The organism is Dactylosporangium sp. NPDC048998, from assembly GCF_043197855.1.
Lineage (GTDB): Bacteria > Actinomycetota > Actinomycetes > Mycobacteriales > Micromonosporaceae > Dactylosporangium.
On record NZ_JBICTV010000054.1, the window covers coordinates 13,804 to 31,126 of the forward strand.

The 17,323-nt window shown below is 72.2% G+C and carries 18 protein-coding genes and 2 pseudogenes; 11 read left to right on the plus strand and 9 right to left on the minus strand.

The features are described 5' to 3' along the window. Positions 1–19 precede the first annotated feature (19 nt). Together ACGFI8_RS45320 and ACGFI8_RS45325 are read left to right on the plus strand one after the other, a co-directional pair. Positions 20–1,189: a glycosyltransferase family 4 protein gene (locus tag ACGFI8_RS45320; protein WP_392814644.1), complete on the plus strand. Its 1,170-nt coding sequence runs from the start codon at positions 20–22 to the stop codon at positions 1,187–1,189. A gap of 136 nt (positions 1,190–1,325) precedes the next feature. Continuing rightward, the gene (locus ACGFI8_RS45325) at positions 1,326–2,159 is read left to right on the plus strand and encodes a PIG-L deacetylase family protein (RefSeq protein ID WP_392814646.1); all 834 of its coding nucleotides are present in this window, start codon (positions 1,326–1,328) and stop codon (positions 2,157–2,159) included. Here the strand turns inward: ACGFI8_RS45325 and ACGFI8_RS45330 are convergent. From ACGFI8_RS45330 to ACGFI8_RS45340, 3 genes are read right to left on the minus strand one after another with little or no spacing between them, the layout of a single operon-like run. Next, positions 2,126–3,364: a YncE family protein gene (locus tag ACGFI8_RS45330; RefSeq protein ID WP_392814647.1), complete on the minus strand. Its 1,239-nt coding sequence runs from the start codon at positions 3,362–3,364 to the stop codon at positions 2,126–2,128. The two genes, ACGFI8_RS45325 and ACGFI8_RS45330, sit on opposite strands and share 34 nt — an antisense overlap. Then, positions 3,361–4,125, minus strand: coding sequence for a polysaccharide deacetylase family protein (locus ACGFI8_RS45335; protein WP_392814650.1), 765 nt, complete (start codon positions 4,123–4,125; stop codon positions 3,361–3,363). The genes ACGFI8_RS45330 and ACGFI8_RS45335 overlap by 4 nt, the downstream gene beginning before the upstream one ends. Then, positions 4,070–4,762 carry a phosphatase PAP2 family protein gene (locus ACGFI8_RS45340; protein WP_392814652.1) on the minus strand — a complete coding sequence of 231 codons (693 nt, stop codon included), beginning with the start codon at positions 4,760–4,762 and terminating at the stop codon, positions 4,070–4,072. The genes ACGFI8_RS45335 and ACGFI8_RS45340 overlap by 56 nt, the downstream gene beginning before the upstream one ends. Positions 4,763–4,876: 114 nt before the next feature. On the opposite strand from ACGFI8_RS45340, the gene ACGFI8_RS45345 reads away from it, so the two are divergent. From ACGFI8_RS45345 to ACGFI8_RS45355, 3 genes are all read left to right on the plus strand, one after another. Beyond that, positions 4,877–5,563, plus strand: a complete 687-nt coding sequence (locus ACGFI8_RS45345; protein ID WP_392814655.1) for a response regulator transcription factor — start codon at positions 4,877–4,879, stop codon at positions 5,561–5,563. Positions 5,564–5,739: 176 nt separating this feature from the next. Beyond that, a complete protein-coding gene (locus ACGFI8_RS45350) occupies positions 5,740–7,107 on the plus strand; it encodes a ricin-type beta-trefoil lectin domain protein (RefSeq protein ID WP_392814657.1) in 1,368 nt (455 codons plus the stop codon). A 92-nt stretch (positions 7,108–7,199) separates the two neighbouring features. Then, positions 7,200–8,588 (plus strand): cellulose binding domain-containing protein, encoded by a 1,389-nt coding sequence (locus ACGFI8_RS45355; protein WP_392814659.1) that lies wholly within the window; start codon positions 7,200–7,202, stop codon positions 8,586–8,588. Between the two features lie 127 nt (positions 8,589–8,715). Here ACGFI8_RS45355 and ACGFI8_RS45360 read toward each other — a convergent pair whose 3' ends face one another. After that, positions 8,716–9,378: a cysteine hydrolase family protein gene (locus tag ACGFI8_RS45360; RefSeq protein WP_392814660.1), complete on the minus strand. Its 663-nt coding sequence runs from the start codon at positions 9,376–9,378 to the stop codon at positions 8,716–8,718. Positions 9,379–9,451: 73 nt separating this feature from the next. After that, a complete protein-coding gene (locus tag ACGFI8_RS45365) occupies positions 9,452–9,937 on the minus strand; it encodes a hypothetical protein (protein ID WP_392814663.1) in 486 nt (161 codons plus the stop codon). A gap of 165 nt (positions 9,938–10,102) precedes the next feature. On the opposite strand from ACGFI8_RS45365, the gene ACGFI8_RS45370 reads away from it, so the two are divergent. Continuing rightward, on the plus strand, positions 10,103–11,437 hold the full coding sequence (locus ACGFI8_RS45370; RefSeq protein ID WP_392814665.1) for an ABC transporter substrate-binding protein: 1,335 nt from the start codon (positions 10,103–10,105) through the stop codon (positions 11,435–11,437). Positions 11,438–11,449: 12 nt separating this feature from the next. On the opposite strand, the gene ACGFI8_RS45375 is transcribed toward ACGFI8_RS45370, so the two are convergent. Next, entirely contained in the window at positions 11,450–11,779 is a 330-nt protein-coding gene (locus tag ACGFI8_RS45375; protein ID WP_392814667.1) for an ArsR/SmtB family transcription factor, read from the minus strand. Next, complete coding sequence (locus ACGFI8_RS45380) at positions 11,769–12,200, minus strand: SRPBCC domain-containing protein (protein WP_392814669.1); 432 nt, start codon at positions 12,198–12,200, stop codon at positions 11,769–11,771. Before ACGFI8_RS45380 ends, ACGFI8_RS45375 begins: the two co-directional genes overlap by 11 nt. 94 nt (positions 12,201–12,294) lie before the next feature. Here ACGFI8_RS45380 and ACGFI8_RS45385 point away from each other — a divergent pair, with 94 nt between their 5' ends. Further along, positions 12,295–13,089: an endonuclease/exonuclease/phosphatase family protein gene (locus tag ACGFI8_RS45385; protein WP_392814672.1), complete on the plus strand. Its 795-nt coding sequence runs from the start codon at positions 12,295–12,297 to the stop codon at positions 13,087–13,089. Positions 13,090–13,173: 84 nt separating this feature from the next. Here the strand turns inward: ACGFI8_RS45385 and ACGFI8_RS45390 are convergent, their stop codons facing one another. Further along, positions 13,174–14,274 (minus strand): DNA glycosylase AlkZ-like family protein, encoded by a 1,101-nt coding sequence (locus ACGFI8_RS45390; protein WP_392814675.1) that lies wholly within the window; start codon positions 14,272–14,274, stop codon positions 13,174–13,176. 60 nt (positions 14,275–14,334) lie between these two features. Between ACGFI8_RS45390 and ACGFI8_RS45395 the strand changes: the two genes are divergently transcribed. From ACGFI8_RS45395 to ACGFI8_RS45405, 3 genes are all read left to right on the plus strand, one after another. Next, entirely contained in the window at positions 14,335–14,514 is a 180-nt protein-coding gene (locus tag ACGFI8_RS45395) for a hypothetical protein (RefSeq protein WP_392814678.1), read from the plus strand. A gap of 66 nt (positions 14,515–14,580) precedes the next feature. Beyond that, positions 14,581–15,324, plus strand: a complete 744-nt coding sequence (locus ACGFI8_RS45400; protein WP_392814680.1) for a phosphotransferase enzyme family protein — start codon at positions 14,581–14,583, stop codon at positions 15,322–15,324. Positions 15,325–15,650: 326 nt separating this feature from the next. Next, on the plus strand, positions 15,651–15,938 hold the full coding sequence (locus ACGFI8_RS45405; protein WP_392814682.1) for a S8 family serine peptidase: 288 nt from the start codon (positions 15,651–15,653) through the stop codon (positions 15,936–15,938). A 337-nt stretch (positions 15,939–16,275) separates the two neighbouring features. Here the strand turns inward: ACGFI8_RS45405 and ACGFI8_RS45410 are convergent. Continuing rightward, positions 16,276–16,974 (minus strand): annotated as a pseudogene (locus tag ACGFI8_RS45410) (class I SAM-dependent methyltransferase); the annotation flags it as partial. 99 nt (positions 16,975–17,073) lie between these two features. On the opposite strand from ACGFI8_RS45410, the pseudogene ACGFI8_RS45415 reads away from it, so the two are divergent. Further along, a pseudogene (locus ACGFI8_RS45415) lies at positions 17,074–17,323 on the plus strand (IS256 family transposase); the annotation flags it as partial.

A 17,323-nucleotide genomic window follows, 5' to 3' on the forward strand; every position in this document is an offset into this window, starting at 1 on the left:
TCTCAGGAGGCCCCCGTCCATGCGCATAGCCCATGTCACCGACGTGTACCTGCCCCGGCTCGGCGGCGTCGAGCTGCAGGTCCACGACCTGGCCTCCCGGCAGTACACGATCGGCCACGAGACCTTCGTGCTCACCACCACCGCGCCGCCCGCGGCGAACCGGCCCGCCGCCCTGCGCCCCGGTGACGTGCCGGTGCTGCGGGTCGGGCGGGACACCGCCGGCCTCGGCGCCGGGCCGTACCGGGCGTTCGGCGCCCGCGCACTCGGCGAGGTGCTGGCGGCGTACGGCGTCGAGGCGGTGCACGCCCACGTCTCCGCGTTCTCGCCGCTGGCGTGGACGGCGGCCCGGCTCGCGGCGGCCGGCGGCCCGCCCACGGTCGTGTCGGTGCACTCGATGTGGCACGACATCGTGCCGCTGGTACGCCGCTTCGCCCGCTGGCAGGACGCCGCCGCCTGGCCCGTGCAGTGGGCCGCGGTCAGCAGCGCCGCCGCGTCCGCGGTCCGCGACGCCCTCGACGGCACGCCGGTCGCCGTCCTGCCCAACGGCATCGACCCGGCCGCGTGGCTGCTGCCCGCCCCAGACCCGGCTACGGGGTTGGTCAGGCCCGGCGCGCCCGTGCCGACGCTGATCAGCGTGATGCGCATGGTCCGGCGCAAGCGACCCAAGGCGCTGCTGCGCACCCTGCTCGCGTTGCGCGAGTCGCACCCGGGCCGGTTTCGCGCGGTGCTCGTCGGCGACGGCCCGCTGCTGCCCGGCCTGCGCCGCGAGATCGCCGCCGCGGGCGCCGGGGCGGACATCCACCTCACCGGGGCACTGGACCGCAGCGCGATCCGGGCGCTGCTGGCTTCCGCCGACGTGTACGTCGCGCCGGCGCCACGGGAGTCGTTCGGCATCGCGGCGCTGGAGGCGCGCAGCGCCGGCCTCCCGGTGGTGGCGCGGGCCGGCAGCGGGGTCGCGGACTTCATCCGCCACGGCGTCGAGGGGTGGCTGGTCCAGTCCGACGAGGAGCTGCGCGCGACGCTCGGCGGGCTGCTGGACGAGCCGGGCCGGGCAGCGGCGGTGGCGCGGCACAACCGGGCGGTGGCGCCGGTCGTACGCTGGGAGACCGTGCTCGACGCCGCCGACGCGCTCTACGCGCGGGCCGCCGCGTTCCTGGGCCGCCGCACTCCCCTCGGCGAGGCCGCATGACCGGTCCGGAGCGAAGCGGCGCCTGGTCTGGGTCGATCTTCGCGAAGCCTCATCGAGCCAGACTGGGCGGAGGGGCCGGGCACCGGCTGGCTCAGCCTTCAGGTCACGCAACCGACGAGCGAAGCGAGGAGGGCGCATGACCTTTACGCTCGTCGCGTTTCACGCCCATCCCGACGACGAGACGTTGCTGACCGGCGGGACGCTGGCCCGGGCGGCCGCGGAGGGGCACCGGGTCGTGCTGGTCACCGCCACACTCGGGGAGGCCGGGCTGTCCGCCGGGGCGACCGGCGCGGGGCTCGCCGATCGGCGCCGCCGGGAGCTGCTCGCGGCCGCGGACGCGCTCGGGTGCGCCCGGGTGGAGACGCTCGGCTACGCCGACTCCGGGCTCGATGCCCGGGCGGCGACGGATGCGCGGCGGTTCGCCGACGTGCCCGTCGAGGAGGCCGCGCAGAAGCTGGCCGCGATCCTGCGCGAGGAGCGTGCCGACGTCGTGACCGGGTACGACCCGCGCGGCGGGTATGGGCACCCCGACCACGTGCAGGTGCACCGCGTCGCCGCGGCCGCCGCGCGCCTCGCCGGGACGCCGGTGCTGCTGCAGGCCACCATCGACCGCTCGGCGCTGCGGCCGGTGCTCGCGGTGCTGCGTCTGGCCGGGCGGCTGCTGCCGTCGCTACCGCTGGGCGGCGCCGCGACGGCGTTCAGCGAGCGGCGGGAGATCACGCACGTGGTGGACGTCAGGGGGTACCACCGCCAGAAACGCGCCGCGATGCGCGCCCACGCCAGCCAGGGCGAGGGGGGCGGCGGCGTGCGCACCCTGGCGCTGTTGTCGCGGCTGCCGGGGCCGCTGTTCCGGGCCGTGGCCGGGCGCGAGTGGTTCACCGAGGCCGGCCGCGCGCCCGCGGGCCGGCCCTCCGGCGATGTTTTCGAAACCGCTCGTCAGCGCAGGATGCCGGTGTGGCCGAGTGAGTAGCGGCCCGGCTGGGGCCAGACGCACAGGCCGTGTGGCTGGGTGCCGACCTTGATCCGGGCCAGCAGGTGGCCGTCGGCGGTCGACAGCGCGTACACCTCGCCGTTGTAGCGGCCCGACAGCCACAGCACCGTGCCGTCGGCCGACACGCCGCCCATGTCGGGGCTGCCGCCGCCGGGGATGCGCCACTTGGCGACGAGCTGGCCGGTGGCGAACTCCAGCAGCGATACCGAGCCCTCGCCGCGGTTGGCGATGTAGAGGTACCTCGAGTCGCGGCTGACGTAGAGCCCGTGCGCCCCGGCGCCGGTGGGGATGAACGTGCGGACCTTGAACTGGTCGCCGTCGAGCACCCAGACCCCGGAGGTGTGCATGTCGGCGACGTACCAGGTGCTGCCGTCCGGCGAGATCTTGATGTCCTGCGGCATCGGGTGCTGGCCGCTGAGGTGCAGCTGGCCGATGACCTCCTGCCGCTGCACGTCGATCTTGATCAGGTCGCCGGAGAACTCGCAGGTGGCGATGAAGTACCGGCCGTCGGGCGAGAAGTCGGCGTGGTTGACCCCGGCGCAGCCGACGGTGAGCTCGTGGCTGATCGCCATCGTGTGCGGGTCCCGGAAGACGATCTTGTGCCGCGCCTCGGACATCACCATCGCGTAGCGGCCGTCGGGCGTGAAGTACAGGTTGTACGGGTCGTCGACCGCGATCGGTTTGCCGAACGTGCCCGTCGCCGGGTCGACCGGGACGAGCGCATTGCCGGTGTTGTCGTTGACCCACAGGGTGCGCAGGTCCCACGACGGCACCACGTGCTGCGGCCCGCCGCCCACGTGCACGGTCTGGATGACCTTGAACGTGGCCGGGTCGATGACCGACACGCTGTCGCTGCCGAGATTCGGCACGTACACCCGGACCGGGTCGTCCTTCACGACCGGGGAGAACGCGCCCGGCCGGTCGGCGGCGTAGACGTCGTGCGGGTCGAGCAGCGGCGGCATGCCCGGCAGCCCGGGGCCGGGGCTCGTGCCCGCGTTGCCCGACGGCCCGGCCGATCCGCCCATGCCCGGCATGTCCGACATGTTGGCCGGCGCGTTGTCGTCGCCGGGGCCGGCCGGGTGCTGCCCGGAGTGCGCACCCCCGGCGGCCTGGGAGGAGCAGCCGCCGGCGAGCAGCACGACGGTGCCGGCGAGCGCGATCAGCGCCCGGATCCGGGCGGTCACGCGAACAGCTCCGAGGCGGTCACCGGGCGCAGGCCGCGCTCGCGCAGGCCGGCGAGGAGCTTCGGTATCGCGGTGACGGTGCCCGCATGGCCGAAGTGAAGGCTGACGATCGAGCCGTTTCGCACGCCCTGCAGCGTAGTGCGAACCACGGCGTCGGCGCCCGGGTCCGTGTAGTCCAGCGAGTCAATGTCGTATGACAGACAGGTGGGGTAGCCGGCCCGGGCCGCCTGCGCCCGGATCCGCGCGGTGCTGTGCTGGGTTTGCGACGGGCGGAACCAGCGCCCGATCGAGCCGCTCACGTCGCGCAGCTCCGCGGCGCAGCCGTCGATCTCGGCGTAGGCCTGCGCCTCGGACATGCTCGCGATGGCGGCGTGGTTCAGGGTGTGGTTGCCCAGCTCGTGGCCGTCGGCCAGCACGCGGCGGGCGAGGGCGGGCTGTTGGCGCAGCCATACGCCGACGGCCAGCACGGTGACGTGGACGCGCTCGGCGGCCAGCGCGTCGAGCAGGCCGCCGACCACGCCCGGCTCGCCCTGCCCGTGGAACGTGAGGGCGACGGCGGGCACGTCCCGCGGGCCGCTGTCCACCTCCGCGGGCAGTGCCCTCGGCGCGGGGCTCGCCGGGGTCGCGGACGGGGACCCGGGCCGGGATCCGGATCCCGCCTGCGCGGGGTGTGGGCTGGTGACGCCCGGGGACGGCGCCGGGGCGTCACAGCCGCCGAGCGCCGCGGCTCCCGCCGCCATGAGCAGAGTTCGCCGATGCATGAAGGTCGACCTTCCTGTGGAGTGCGAACGCGAGGGACGTGATCACGGTCGTGGCCAGCAGCCAGCCGCCGAGCACGTCGGTGGGCCAGTGCACCACCAGCGCGACCCGGCTCACCCCGACCAGCGCCGCCCAGGCCAGGGCGGCGGCGACGAGGGTCCGCCGCGCCCACCGGGGGCGCAGCACGGCCAGGCCGAGCACGATCACGGCGCCGGCGACGAGCGCGGACGACGTGGTGTGCCCGGACGGGAACGAGAAGCCGGACGCGCCGGCGAGCCGGTGCTCGGGGCGGGGCCGGGCGATGAGGTACAGCAGCGTCAGCCGCGCGCCGGTGCCGAGCGCGGCGGCGGCGGCCACGAAGAGCGCCGCCCACCACCGGCGGGCCAGCAGGCACGCGGCGAGGCTGGCGATGAGCACGACGATCAGCACGGCGGTGTCGGCGCTGTGCGTGATCGCCGCCATCGCCGAGTGCCACCAGCCGTGGCCGGCGGTGAACCGGCCGGCGGCCGCGCTCACCGCCGCGTCGGCGCGCAGCAGCGCGGACGCCCGGGCGGCGACCAGGGCGCTCAGCGCGGCGAGGGCGAGCGCGGCGAGGGCAGCGACGAGGACGGCGGGGCGGGGGCGGTCGGGCGGTGGCACACACCATGGTGACCCGGCCCACCTGAAAGCGGGCTGAATACCCCGTCGTCCTCAGGATTGATTCAGGATCGCAGTGTGAACGTGTGACGTCACGCAGATTGGGGGGTGGGCGCCGTGCGCGTGCTGGTGGTCGAGGATGAGGTGGACCTCGCCGAGACGATCCGCGACGGGCTCGCGGCCGAGGGGTTCACCGTCGACATGATGCACACCGGCGTGGACGGCCTTTGGGCGGCGACCGAGACGCCGTACGGCGCCTACGACGCGCTCGTGCTCGACATCATGCTGCCCGGGCTGTCCGGCTACGAGGTGTGCCGGCAGCTGCGCGAGCGCGAGGTGTGGACGCCGGTGCTCATGCTCACCGCGAAGGACGGCGAGTACGACCAGGCCGACGCGTTCGACCTCGGCGCCGACGACTACCTCACCAAGCCGTTCTCGTTCGTGGTGCTGGTGGCGCGGCTGCGGGCGCTCATCCGGCGGGGCGCGCCGCAGCGGCCCGTCGTGCTCAGCGCCGGCGACCTGCGGCTCGACCCGGTGCAGCGGCGGGTCACCCGCGGCAGCGACGAGATCTCGGTGACGGCGCGGGAGTTCGCGCTGCTCGAGTTCATGCTGCGCCACCCCGGCGACGTGCTGAGCCGCACCGCGATCATCGAGAACGTGTGGGACGCCCACTTCGACGGCGATCCGAACATCGTCGAGGTGTACATCGGATACCTGCGCAAGAAGATCGACCACCCGTACGGCCGGACCGCCATCCGCACCGTGCGCGGCGCCGGCTACCGGCTCGACCCCGACGGCGGCTGAGCCGGCGCGAGCCGGTAAACCGACAAGGCCGCACACCCAAGCGTCACTATTGACAACTATCTTTTCAGTAAGCGAACATGCTGAGAGCGCTCTCACGTCCGCCAGGTGAGGGTTGAACAGGCATGTCCCACACATTCCACTCCCCCGCCCCCACCCTTGAGAAGGGCACACTCGCTGTGGAAATCCAACAGAAACCAACAGGTCGCCGCCCGCGCGGCCGCACCGCGCTGCTCGCCGGCGCCGGTGCGGTCGTGCTGCTGGCCGCCTCGGTCGCGGCGCTGCCCGACGCCGGCGCTTCGGTGCCGCCCACCCCGTCCGGCTGGACCCAGGTCTTCGCCGACGACTTCAACGGCGCCTCCGGCACCGGGCTCAACACCGCCGACTGGCTCTACGACATCGGGACCAGCTACCCCGGCGGCGCGGCCAACTGGGGCACCGGCGAGATCGAGTACATGACCAACAGCACCCAGAACGTGTACCAGGACGGGGCCGGGCACCTCGTCATCAAGCCGATCCGCGACGGCGCCGGCAACTGGACCAGCGGCCGCGTCGAGACCCAGCGCACCGACTTCGCCGCGCCGGCCGGCGGCAAGCTGCGCCTGGAGGCCTCCCTGCAGCAGCCGAACGTGAGCGGTGCGGCCGCCGCCGGCTACTGGCCGGCGTTCTGGTCGCTCGGCGCCGCCGCCCGCGGCACCGGCGCCACCGGCTGGCCGGGCATCGGCGAGATCGACATGATGGAGGACATCAACGGCCGCAGCTCCGAGTTCGCCACCCTGCACTGCGGCGTCGCGCCCGGCGGGCCCTGCAACGAGTACACCGGCCTCGGCAGCGGCGAGCGCGCCTGCGGCGGCTGCCAGACCGGCTTCCACACCTATGCCATGGAGCTGGACCGCAGCACGTCGCCGGAGCAGATCCGCTGGTACCTCGACGGCAACAACTTCTTCACCGTCAACGCCAACCAGGTCGACGCGACCACCTGGAACAACGCCACGCACCACGGGTTCTTCATGATCCTCAACGTGGCGATCGGCGGCTCGTTCCCGGCCGCGTTCGGCGGCGGCCCCACCGCCGCGACCCAGTCCGGCGTGCCGATGATCGTCGACTACGTCGCGGCGTACACCAGCGGCGGCGGGGGCGGCGGAGGCGGCGGCGGGACCGGCGGCAAGGCCATCAAGGGCTACGCCGGCCTGTGCCTCGACGTCCGCTCGTCCGGCACCGCCAACGGCACCCCGGTCCAGGTGTACACCTGCAACGGCACCGGCGCGCAGCAGTGGACCTACGTCGAGGCGGGCACCACGCTGCACGCGCTCGGCAAGTGCCTGGACATCCCGGGCGGCGCCACCGCCGGCGGCACGAAGCTGCAGCTGTGGGACTGCAACAACACGGCAGCGCAGGTGTGGATACACCGGGCCGACAACTCGTACTACAACCCGCAGGCGAACAAGTGCCTCGACGACGACGGCTGGTCGACGACGCCGGGCACGCAGGTGATCATCTGGGACTGCCACGGCGGCGCGAACCAGCAGTGGACGCTACCGCAATAGTTTCGTGGAAGTTTCGCGGCCCGCCGCTGGTCGGTGCCGCACCGGGCCGCCCGTGATTGACGCACGGGCGGCCCGGCCCCGAATGTCCGAGCATGACCGCACGCGTACGTGGTGCCCTCTGGGCCCGGCTGGCCGTCCCGGCGATCGCCACGGCCGGCGCCGCCCTCATCGTGCTGGCCCTGCAGCACTCGGCCCGGGCAACAGTGCCGGAGCCGACCGCGCCGGTGACCGGCAACGCGACCTACTTCGACGGCCTCGGCTCGCCGTACGGCGGCTGCGGCATGCCCCAGGCCGAACTGGAGACGCAGAACTTCGTCGCACTCAACGTCTTCGACACCCCCGGCGACGGCACGTTCTACCCGCGGCCGCTGCCGGCGGCGCAGGCGGACAAGATGGGCCTGTGGAACAACGGCCGCAACTGCGGCCGCTGGGTCCGGGTGAAGATCGGCGACTACTGCACCGGCGTCAACGACGGCGCGCTCGGCCAGGCATTCTGCCGCAACGGGGCGTGGACCGCGGACGCGTACAACGACGGCACCCTCGACATGCTCGTCGCGGACAGCTGCGGCGACTCCAACGCCTGGTGCCGCGACGACAAGTACCACCTGGACCTGTCGAAGGACTCGCTGAACCGCTTCGTGAAGAACGGCGCGGCGATGACCGACCTCTACCCGTCACACTGGAACAACCGGCACATCTCCTGGCAGTTCATCCCGGCGCCCTCCTACACCGGCGACATCCGCATCGGCTTCCTGTCCGGCGCCCAGCGGTATTGGCCGGCGATCGCGGTGTCGCGGCTGCCCAACGGCCTGCACGGCGTGGAGTACTTCGCCGACGGCGCGTGGAAGGCCGCCACGATGAACGGGGACATGGGCCAGTCGTACATCATCGGCGGCACCACGTCGGGCGCCACGAGCTTCCGCATCCGGGTCCGGGACTCCTCCGACGCCCTGCTGTTCGGCGGCCGCGAGTACTCCTTCTCGCTGCCGGCGGCGTGCTCGTCGCAGTGCAGCGCGCCGTACACCGCGACCACCTACACCACCGGCACCACCTCGCCCTCGGCGTCCGCCTCCGCGTCGGCCTCCGCGTCCGCGTCGCCCTCCCGGTCCGCCTCCGCGTCCCCGTCCGCGTCGCCCTCCCGGTCCGCGTCCACCTCCCCGTCCGCGTCGGCCTCGACCGGCGGCGCATGCACGGCCACCGTGACGACAACCAACTCGTGGAGCGGCGGCTACCAGGCCGACGTGACCGTGACCAACAACGGCACGGCCCCGTCGACCACCTGGACGATGAAGTTCTCCTTCGCCGGCTCGCAGACGATCGCCAGCTCCTGGAACGCGGTGGTGTCCCAGTCCGGCCAGCAGGTCACGGCATCCAATCAGCCGTACAACGGGGCCATCCCGGCCAACGGCACCACCACCTGGGGCATGGTCGTCAACGGGACCAACCAGCCCGTAACCGCGGTCAGCTGCTCGCTGCGCTGACCGCGCCCCTGGCCGCCGCGGCCGCTACTGCGGCGGCCAGCACGGCGTGACGCTCGGTTCGTCATGATCACGGAGTGGACACGTACAAGGAGCAGCGCGTTCACTCCGTGATCTGTGAAGGGTTTTGTCAAGCTGCGATGACCGCGGCGGCGATGGCGGACGCGGGCGCGTGCAGAGCCCCGATCCGGGCCGCCTCGGCCAGGTGCCGCCCGTCGGCGCCGGAGATGGCGTCGGCGGCGGCAACGACCCGGAAGTCGCGCTCGGTGGCCTGCAGGATCGCGGCGCGCGGGCAGTTGGGGAAGTTGCAGCCGGCGACGACGACGGTCGAGACGTCCAGCCCGCGCAGGAACGCCTCGAGGCCGGTACGGTAGAACGCGCCCCAGCGTGGCTTCCACATCGCCCACTCCCCCGGCCCCATCGGCTGAAACCCGCCGGCGAGCAGCGCGGCCGGGTCCAGCGGCGGGGCGCCCGGCGGCAGGATCTCCGGCGCCGGCTGGGAGCCCGGGCTGCCGGGCCGCACGATCGGCGCGCCGCCGTCGAGCAGGGTGCGCCGGGCCAGGTCGACGTCCGCCCCGTCGTACAGCCGGACCACGTGCACGACCGGGCGCCCGGCGGCCCGGAAGGCCCGCGCGAGGCCCGCCACGGCTGGCAGCACCGCGGCCGTGCCGGGGATCGGGCTCGCCCCGTTTTCGACGAAGTCGATCTGGGTGTCGATGGTGAGCAGTGCCGCCCGGCCCCACTCGGGGCGCAGCCACGGGTCCGCGGCGAGGTCCGCCGGTTCGAAGTCCATGGACGGCATCATCTCTTGCCGCTGTCCGCAACGGCGTCCGCGCAAACCCCCGCGGCAGCGCGCCGTTGCCGGGTCAGTACGTGCGGTAGTGGCACCAGCTGCGCGCGGCGCGGGTGTTGAGCAGGATCACGAACAGTAGCGGGAAGGCGATCGACATCAGGGTCGCGGTATACGGGGCGCCCGCGGTGTAGCCCTGCCACACGCCGCCGGCGATGCTCAGCGTGTTGAGCACGGTGAGCACGATCCGCGCCCAGTTACGGCCGCGCTGGACCTTGCGGCCCAGTACGACAGCGATCAGGCCGATCGCGGCGACCGTGCCGATGACGACGTACGTCGCGATGGTGATGGCCTGCGGGCGGGTGGTGAAGACGTCGTTGCCGGCGTGGATGTTCCACTCCGGGGCGATGTGCGCCACGGCCAGGGCCATCAGCGCGGCCGTGCCCAGCACGAGGAGGCCGCCCAGGTACTGGAAGATCGCCACGACGTGCAGGGAGATCGGGGCGGTGGTGCGGACCGGGTATGAGTGCCACGCCTGCTGCGGCTGGTATGCGTACGCCATACCCGACAGCGTGACCCCCGTTCCCGGCCGCGGACTCCCCGATTCATGCCACCCGCGTGTCACCGTCCGTCGCAAGTTTTCCTCAAGGTCCACATGACGGTCTGGGCCGGGCGACGGGGGGCCGCTTAGGGTCCTCGGGGCCGATTGACGGGGAAGGCGGGTTTCGTGAGACGCAGGAAATCGACGATCGTCGCGCTGGTTGGGGTGGCGGTCGTCGCCGGCGGGTGCGGCAGCAAGCCCGCCACCGGCGCCGAGGCGGACAAGCCACTCGTGGTGCGGCTCTACGGCTCCGACGCGAACATGACGAACTCGCTCAAGGACAAGCTCACCGACTCGCCCGGGCTGCTGGCCGGGATGACCGGCACCGCGCCGCTGCTGCGGCTGCCGGAGTCGTTCAAGGAGCGGCTGCGCGGCGTGGACCCGTCGCTGGCCGACTACGGCTACGCCGCCGAGGCGTACGACGCGGTACTGCTGGCTGGCCTGGCGGCGGAATCGGCGCGCTCGACCGATCCGGAAACGATGGCGAAGTTCATGGTCGGCGCCACCACCTCGGGCACCATCTGTGACGGCGCGGCCACGTGCCTGCCGCTGGCGAAGGCCGGCAAGGACTTCGCGTACCGCGGCGTGTCGATGCGCCGCAGCGGCTTCACCGACGCCGGTGAGCCGTCCTCGGCCTCGTACGGCACGCTGCATTTCGGCCGCGACAACACGATCAACGACAACCTGACCGAGTACGTCGGCGCGGGCGACGAGTCCCTCGCGTCGACGGCGCCCGCGCCGCCGTTCCCGGCCCAGCCGAGCGTGCGGAAGAAGGTGCCGGCGCTGAAGGTCGGCGGGCTGATGCCGCACACGGGTCGGCTGGCGTACCGCAGCGCGCCTCGCTTCGCCGGCGCCCGCCTGGCCGTGCAGGACCTCAACGCCGCCGGCGGCGTGCTCGACCAGCCGGTGGAGTGGGTCGACGGCGACGACGGCACCGACGCCACGGTGGCCGCGGCGACCGTGGACCGCTTCGTGGGCCTGGGCGTGCAGGTCATCGTGGGCGCGTCCTCCTCCAGCGTGACGAAGGCGGTCATCCCGAAGATCGTCGCCGCCCGGAAGATCCTGATCTCGCCGTCGTCCACCTCGGACGAGCTGACCACGGTCGACGACAACGGCCTGTTCTTCCGCACCGCCCCACCGGACGCGCTGCAGGCGCGCGCCCTGGCCGACGTCGTCATGCGCGACGGCCCGCACCGGGTGACGATCGTGGCCCGCGAGGACGCCTACGGCCTGGGGCTGCAGAAGAACGTCAAGGCCGACCTGGTCGCGGCCGGCATGGCGGACGCGGCGGTCGAGCTGATCTCGTACCCGACGGACACCGAGGACTTCACCGGCGTCGCCGCCCGGGTCCGAGACAACGCCCCGGACGGCGTGCTGATCCTGGGCTACGACGAGACGGCCCTGATCGTGAAGGCCCTGGCCGTCAAGCGGGTCGGCATCGCCGGAGCCTTCGCTTCCTGACCACGGCCCGGTTCAACGGTTGAGGTGGTCCTTCAGGGCGTCGAGGCGCCCGTCCCAGTCGCGCGCCAGCGCGGCCAGGAACTGCTGCGCCACCTGCATCGGGGCCGAGCGGAGCCGGTACCGCACCCGGCGGCGCTCCCCCGGCTCGGCCGTCACCAGGCCGGCCTCCGCCAGCAGGGCCAGGTGCTTGGCGATCGCCTGCCGGGTGATCGGCAGGCGATCGGCCAGGTCCGTGGCCGTGGCCGGCCCGCCCCGCGCCAGCGCGGCGAGAATGCCGCGGCGGGTAGGGTCGGCCAGGGCGACGAAGACCTGCTCGGCGATCGCCTCGATGTCAGGCGGCATTGAGGTATTCGACCAACTCACCCAGCTCGTGTGCCCAACCGTCGGTGTTGCTCTGGAACGCCTTACGGTACTGGTCGTCGGGCAGCTGGGCGAAGCCGGTCTCGACCATGGTGAGCCGGGTGCCGGCACCCGCCGGCTCGAGCGTGAACTCGACATACGTGCGGCGCGGGTCGTCCTCGGCCAGGCCGTAGATGCCCCAGGTGAAGCCGAACACGGCCGGCTCCTCGACCCGCTCGATGCGGATGTTGGCCTTGTCGCCGCTGTCCCAGGTCAGCTGGGCCGACCCGCCCTCACGCAGGTCGACGGTCGCGCCGTTGCCGAACCAGGTGCCGAGCCCCTCGGCCGTGGTGAGCGCCGCCCACACCTTGGCGGGCGGGTGCGCGAGCTCGACGGTGCGCTCGATGCGATCGGGAAACGCCATGACAGCCTCCATTAAGTAGCAACCACTCGGTTGCCATCCAAGCTATGGCAACTCATCGGTTGCGTCAAGCGTCGCGGCGGGTGAGAATGTTGCGGTGGCGGATGACGTCGTGCTGCGGCTGCTGACCTTCAACGCGCTGTTCAAGGGCGACGTCCGGCCCCGGCTGCGGGCCATCGGCGGCGTGCTGGAGAGGTCCGCGTACGACGTCGTGTGCCTGCAGGAGGTGATGGCGCGCGGCCACGCACGGCTGCTGGGGCGGCTCGCCGAGGCGTACCCGCACCGGCTGTACACCGGCGCGGCGCTGCTCAAGGGCGGCCTGGTCATGCTGTCGCGCTGGCCGGTCATCCGGCAACGGTTCGTGCGGTACCCGTTCACCCGCCCGGTCCGGCCCGAGTTCCTGATGCGCAAGGGCGCGCAGGTAGCGCTGCTGGACACGCCCGGCGGCCGGCTCGCGATGGTCAACACCCACCTGTCGGCCAACCGCGACGACGACTGGTCAGACGACAACCGGTACTCCCGCGTCGCACGCGCCGAGCTTGGCCGGCTCGGCGCCGAGCTCGCGCGCCTCGACCCGGCGCTGCCGGTGGTGGTGACCGGGGACCTCAACCTTCCCCGCGAGTCGCCGGCGCTGGCGCGGTTCTGCGCGACGACCGGGCTGCGCGACGCGATGGCCGGCGACACGCGCCCGACGTACCGGCCAACGCCGAGCTGGCCCGCGCCGCCCGCGTTCGACCACGTGCTCGTGCGCCCCGGCGCCGGCGGCGGCCTGAGCACCGAGTGCCGGCTGGTGCTGCAGGACGACACGGTCACGCTGAACGGCGGCCGGACCGTGTACCTGTCCGACCACTACGGCGTCGAGGCCGACCTGCGACTCACCGGCAACGGTTGACCTTCACGCGGGGTCAAGGAGTCGTGGGCTCAAATCCAACAGCCTCCCCCACATGCCATGGCGTCGGTCTCAGCCGGCGAGCGTTCAGGTCGTCGAGGCCAGGGTCAGGTGGAGCCAGTTCGCCAGATCATTGATCTCGTGCTGCAGTGCAGCGGTCATCGCCTTGCTGAACGGAACATCCTGGTGGATGGCGTCCACCCGAAGCACACCGGCCTTGCGGTCACCGGTGGCGTCGAGCTTGCCGACCAGCCGGTCGCCGTACAAGATCGGCAGCGCCCAGTAGCCCCAGCGGCGCTTGGCGGCCGGCTTGTACATCTCCAGCTGGTAGTCGTACTCGAACAGCTCGGTCATTCGCTTGCGGTCGTAGACGAGCCGGTCCAGCGGGGACAGCAACGCGGCGCGGCCGGTGAACGTCCGGTCCAGCAGCTCGGGGTCGATCCGCCATTCGCCCTTCACACCCTCGACCACCGCGGGCTCGCCCGCGGTCCGTACGTCAATCGGCTCGACCGGGTTCTCCGGGGCACGGGCGCGCGCGATGCCCAGCGCGCGCAGCCGGCGCTCGTCACGGATCCGCACCGCGTCCTCGTAGGGCACCACGTCGTCCGGGTAAACCCGCTCGGCGAGGTCCCACAGCCGGTGGGCGCCGCGCCGACCAGCGGCCGCGACCTCGCCGCGCTGAACGAGGAAGTCGATCATCCTCAGGACGTTGCGATCGTTCGTCCAGCCGGAGGAGCGCCACGGGACCACGCACGTGTCCGGCAGCTCACGCGCGGGCAGCGGCCCGTCGGCGCGGAGCCGGGCGAGGATGTCCAGCCTGCAGCCATTGTTGGCATCCACCCAGCCCTGCACGCTCTCCTGCCAATCACGCAGCGGAGGACGGTCCGGCCACTCGGCCATCTCCGCCCGATACAGCGCGAGGTCTTCCGGCGGCCGGATCAGGCCGCGTAGCTCCAGCAGGGCCTGCTCGTCGATGGCGTCGCGCAGCTGCGTCGGGGAATAGCAGGAGCCGAGACGGCTCCACAGGACCAGGTCGGCGTTGGGCGCCACGGCCGCGGTCGGATCGTTCTGCAACAGCGTCAACCGGCGTACAGCGTCGAACATCCCGCTGGGGCGATGGGCGTCCAGCAGTTGGGCGCGCACGGCAAGGCGGCGGGCGTCGGTGCGGGACAGGGTGTACACAGTCACGAACCGAGACTAGGTGGAAGGTACGACAACAACCGGCGTCCAGCGGACGTTCGGCGCTGCATGGATCTGCGCGAGGCGCGCCAAGTGCCGCCTCGGCCCGTCACGCTATTTGCACCCGAGGCTGCGATCGGCCTCGTCACGCGGCGGGCAGATGTGGCAACGCTTCGGGCCGCCGGCGCCGACCTGGTCCTGGGCGCAGACGGCATGAACCTCATCTCCGAATCCTTGATGCACCGCTGAAGCGCTCACCTCGGACATTCCGCTGAGCGAGCGCCACGCGGCTTCTGACGGTCGGAACCCCGTAAGATGTGGCCAGTGGGGTGGGAGGCACTCGGGCAGTGGGGTGAAGACGCCGCTCGGATCGAGCCGCTCGCTGGCGGAGTCGCCAACGACGTGTGGAGCGTGCGCGTCAACGGGCACCTCGCGGTCGGTCGTCTCGGTACCAGAAGCGATGCTGATCTCGCGTGGGAGACCGCGCTCCTCCAACACCTCGACCATGAAGGTCTGACCGTGCCGGTGCCGATCCCGACTACGGACGGCCGGCTGTTCACCGACGGTCTGGTAGTGATGACCTACCTGGAGGGCGGACCGCCCGACACGCAGGCCGACTGGCGTCGCGTGGCCGGCACACTCCGCGAGCTGCATCGGCTGACGCAGGGCTGGCCGCAGCGCCCAGGCTGGCGATCGTCGACCGACCTCCTGCACGCCGAGACCGGGACGAAGATCGACCTCAGTGCGATGCCCCTTGAGGGCGTTGCTCGATGCCGAGCAGCGTGGGCGCGGCTCGCCGGACGTCAGACATGCGTCGTCCACGGCAACCCCAACAACCCCGGCAACGTTCGCATGACCGCGAATCACGTCGCGCTGATCGACTGGGACGAGTCGCACGTCGACGTCCCCGACCTCGACCTCGTGCTGCCCGACAACGCCGCCGGCCTCGACGACGGCGCGTACGACATCGCCGCGCAGGCGTCGGCCGCATGGGAGGCCGCCGTCTGCTGGGACGACGAGTACGCAGTCAAGCGACTCGCCGAAGTTCGAGCGCTCTGACAACGCGTTCGAGGAGTGGGTTATTGGCGGTCGGCTGCACCACATCTGCCGCCGAGCGGACGCGGGCGGCGGCGTGGCGGCATGCTTGATGATGACGCGACGGGCCCGAACCAGGACCGCCTTGTTCGTCTCCATCTACTTGTCGCGGCTCAGCTCACCGCATGGATCAACCGACATGATTTGCTGAGAGCGGACGCTGTTCGGCGCGCCCCGATAGCGATGGGAGATCGATGATGCGTGTGCTGCGCCCGGTGGCATTGGCCGCGGCCCTCGCCGTGATGGCGGCGACCCCGGTGGTGGCCGCGACGGCGGCCTCCGCGTAGACCATGCGGGACCGCCAGTGGTACCTCACCACGCTGGACGTCGCCGCCGCGCAGAAGATCACTCAGGGCGAGGGCGTCGTCGTGGCCGTCCTCGACAGCGGCATCGGCAAGCACCCCGACCTCGACGGGCAGGCGCTCGCCGGCATCTCCTACCTCAGCGACGACAACAGCCTGGCCGACGACTCGGGCCGCGGCTCGGGGATGGCCGGTCTCATCGTCGCTAAGGGGGCAACGCCGACCACCTGCTCGGCATCGCGCCCAAGGCCAAGGCCCTGTCGGTGCGCAACATGACCGGCAGCGCCCCGGCCACGGGCACCAGGACGCACCTCCCGGACGGCATCCGGTGGGCCGTCGACCACGGCGCGAAGTGATCAATCGGTAGCTGTCACAGGCACCGCAAATACTGTCAATACGGCGGCACCGCGTGCCCGCGGTGCGTCGGCGTACGAGCAGCGGCCTGCCCAGCGTTGTAACCGGGCGTCGATCTTGACACCTGCTCATGCCGCGATCCGGTCGCTACGGAACGTAATAGCGAGTCGGGTCCCGGCTCGCGGACATGCCGATGTGCGAGTACTTGGCAGTTGTGGCCGCCATGCCGCTGCGAGACGCCGGACTTCGAAGAAGGGGGTCAGGCGATAAGCAGGCAACTGTTCAGCTCTGCTGCGTCGAGATGCAGGAGGTCGCGGTTGCGTTCTTCCCATCGGCCGGATGCGAGATCAACACGCAGGCTGTACATCGCCCGCTGCTCGGCGTCCGGCCCGACTTTGGCCCAGATCGACATTCCGCGGCGGACATGATCGTCGAGGTATGCCTCGGGCCGGCGCCAGTAGGCCTCGTAGAAGCCGTCAGCGCAGTCCCACGGGATGAGGACCGGTTCGGTCCGGGCGGCGATCGCGCCGGCCAGCTCGGCCAGGGAAGGCCGGCCGGCCCAGAGGCCGGCGTGCTCAGGTAGGTAGTCGCGGGTCAGCCAGAACCGATCAGGGTCACTGGTGTCGTGCGTGAACACCACCACGCGGCGTGCGACGCGCCGCATCTCGCGCAGGCCCGCAATCGGGTCCTGCCAGTGATCGACGGTGGCAAGAGCCATCGCGGCGTCGAAGGACTGGTCCTCGAACGGAAGGCTCTCCGCAGTGGCAGCCACGCACGGCGCTGCGCCTGCGGGGCGCTGTGCCCGCATGACCGCCGACGGCTCCACCGCGGTGACGTCGCGGTCGGAGGGCTCGTAGGACCCGCTGCCGGCCCCGACATTCAGCACGGTCCGGGCATCGCCGAGCGCAGTCCAGACCTGCTCGGCGATCCGCGGCTCGGTGCGGAGCAATGCTCGAAACCTGTGGATGAGCGTCGGGGGCGTACCCCCCGGCGGCGCTCCATGTCCAAGGAATCGAGTAGAGCCCGCGCGCCAACGCGGGCCGGGAAGGGTACGCCCGTGCTTACCGTAGTCAACCCGGAAGCGCCCGCGCCAGCGACCGTGTCCGAGCCGGCCGTGTCCGGCGGCTCGTTGATCGACGAGATCGTGCGTGATGGCGCCCGCCGGATGCTGGCCGCCGCGTTGGAGGCCGAGGTCGCCGCGTACATCGCCGTGCACGCGGGCGAGCTCGACGACAACGGCCGCCGGCTGGTGGTGCGGAACGGTCACGCCCGGCCGCGGCAGGTGCTCACCAGCGCCGGCGCGGTCG

Excerpts from the sequence above, each read along its gene's own strand:
- ACGFI8_RS45320 (WP_392814644.1), top strand. The coding sequence starts at position 20 with ATGCGCATAGCCCATGTCACCGACGTGTACCTGCCCCGGCTCGGCGGC.
- ACGFI8_RS45325 (WP_392814646.1), top strand. The coding sequence starts at position 1,326 with ATGACCTTTACGCTCGTCGCGTTTCACGCCCATCCCGACGACGAGACG.
- ACGFI8_RS45335 (WP_392814650.1), bottom strand. The coding sequence starts at position 4,125 with ATGCATCGGCGAACTCTGCTCATGGCGGCGGGAGCCGCGGCGCTCGGC.
- ACGFI8_RS45355 (WP_392814659.1), top strand. The coding sequence starts at position 7,200 with ATGACCGCACGCGTACGTGGTGCCCTCTGGGCCCGGCTGGCCGTCCCG.
- ACGFI8_RS45360 (WP_392814660.1), bottom strand. The coding sequence starts at position 9,378 with ATGGACTTCGAACCGGCGGACCTCGCCGCGGACCCGTGGCTGCGCCCC.
- ACGFI8_RS45365 (WP_392814663.1), bottom strand. The coding sequence starts at position 9,937 with ATGGCGTACGCATACCAGCCGCAGCAGGCGTGGCACTCATACCCGGTC.
- ACGFI8_RS45375 (WP_392814667.1), bottom strand. The coding sequence starts at position 11,779 with ATGCCGCCTGACATCGAGGCGATCGCCGAGCAGGTCTTCGTCGCCCTG.
- ACGFI8_RS45380 (WP_392814669.1), bottom strand. The coding sequence starts at position 12,200 with ATGGCGTTTCCCGATCGCATCGAGCGCACCGTCGAGCTCGCGCACCCG.
- ACGFI8_RS45395 (WP_392814678.1), top strand. The coding sequence starts at position 14,335 with ATGGATCTGCGCGAGGCGCGCCAAGTGCCGCCTCGGCCCGTCACGCTA.
- ACGFI8_RS45400 (WP_392814680.1), top strand. The coding sequence starts at position 14,581 with ATGTGGCCAGTGGGGTGGGAGGCACTCGGGCAGTGGGGTGAAGACGCC.
- ACGFI8_RS45405 (WP_392814682.1), top strand. The coding sequence starts at position 15,651 with ATGCGGGACCGCCAGTGGTACCTCACCACGCTGGACGTCGCCGCCGCG.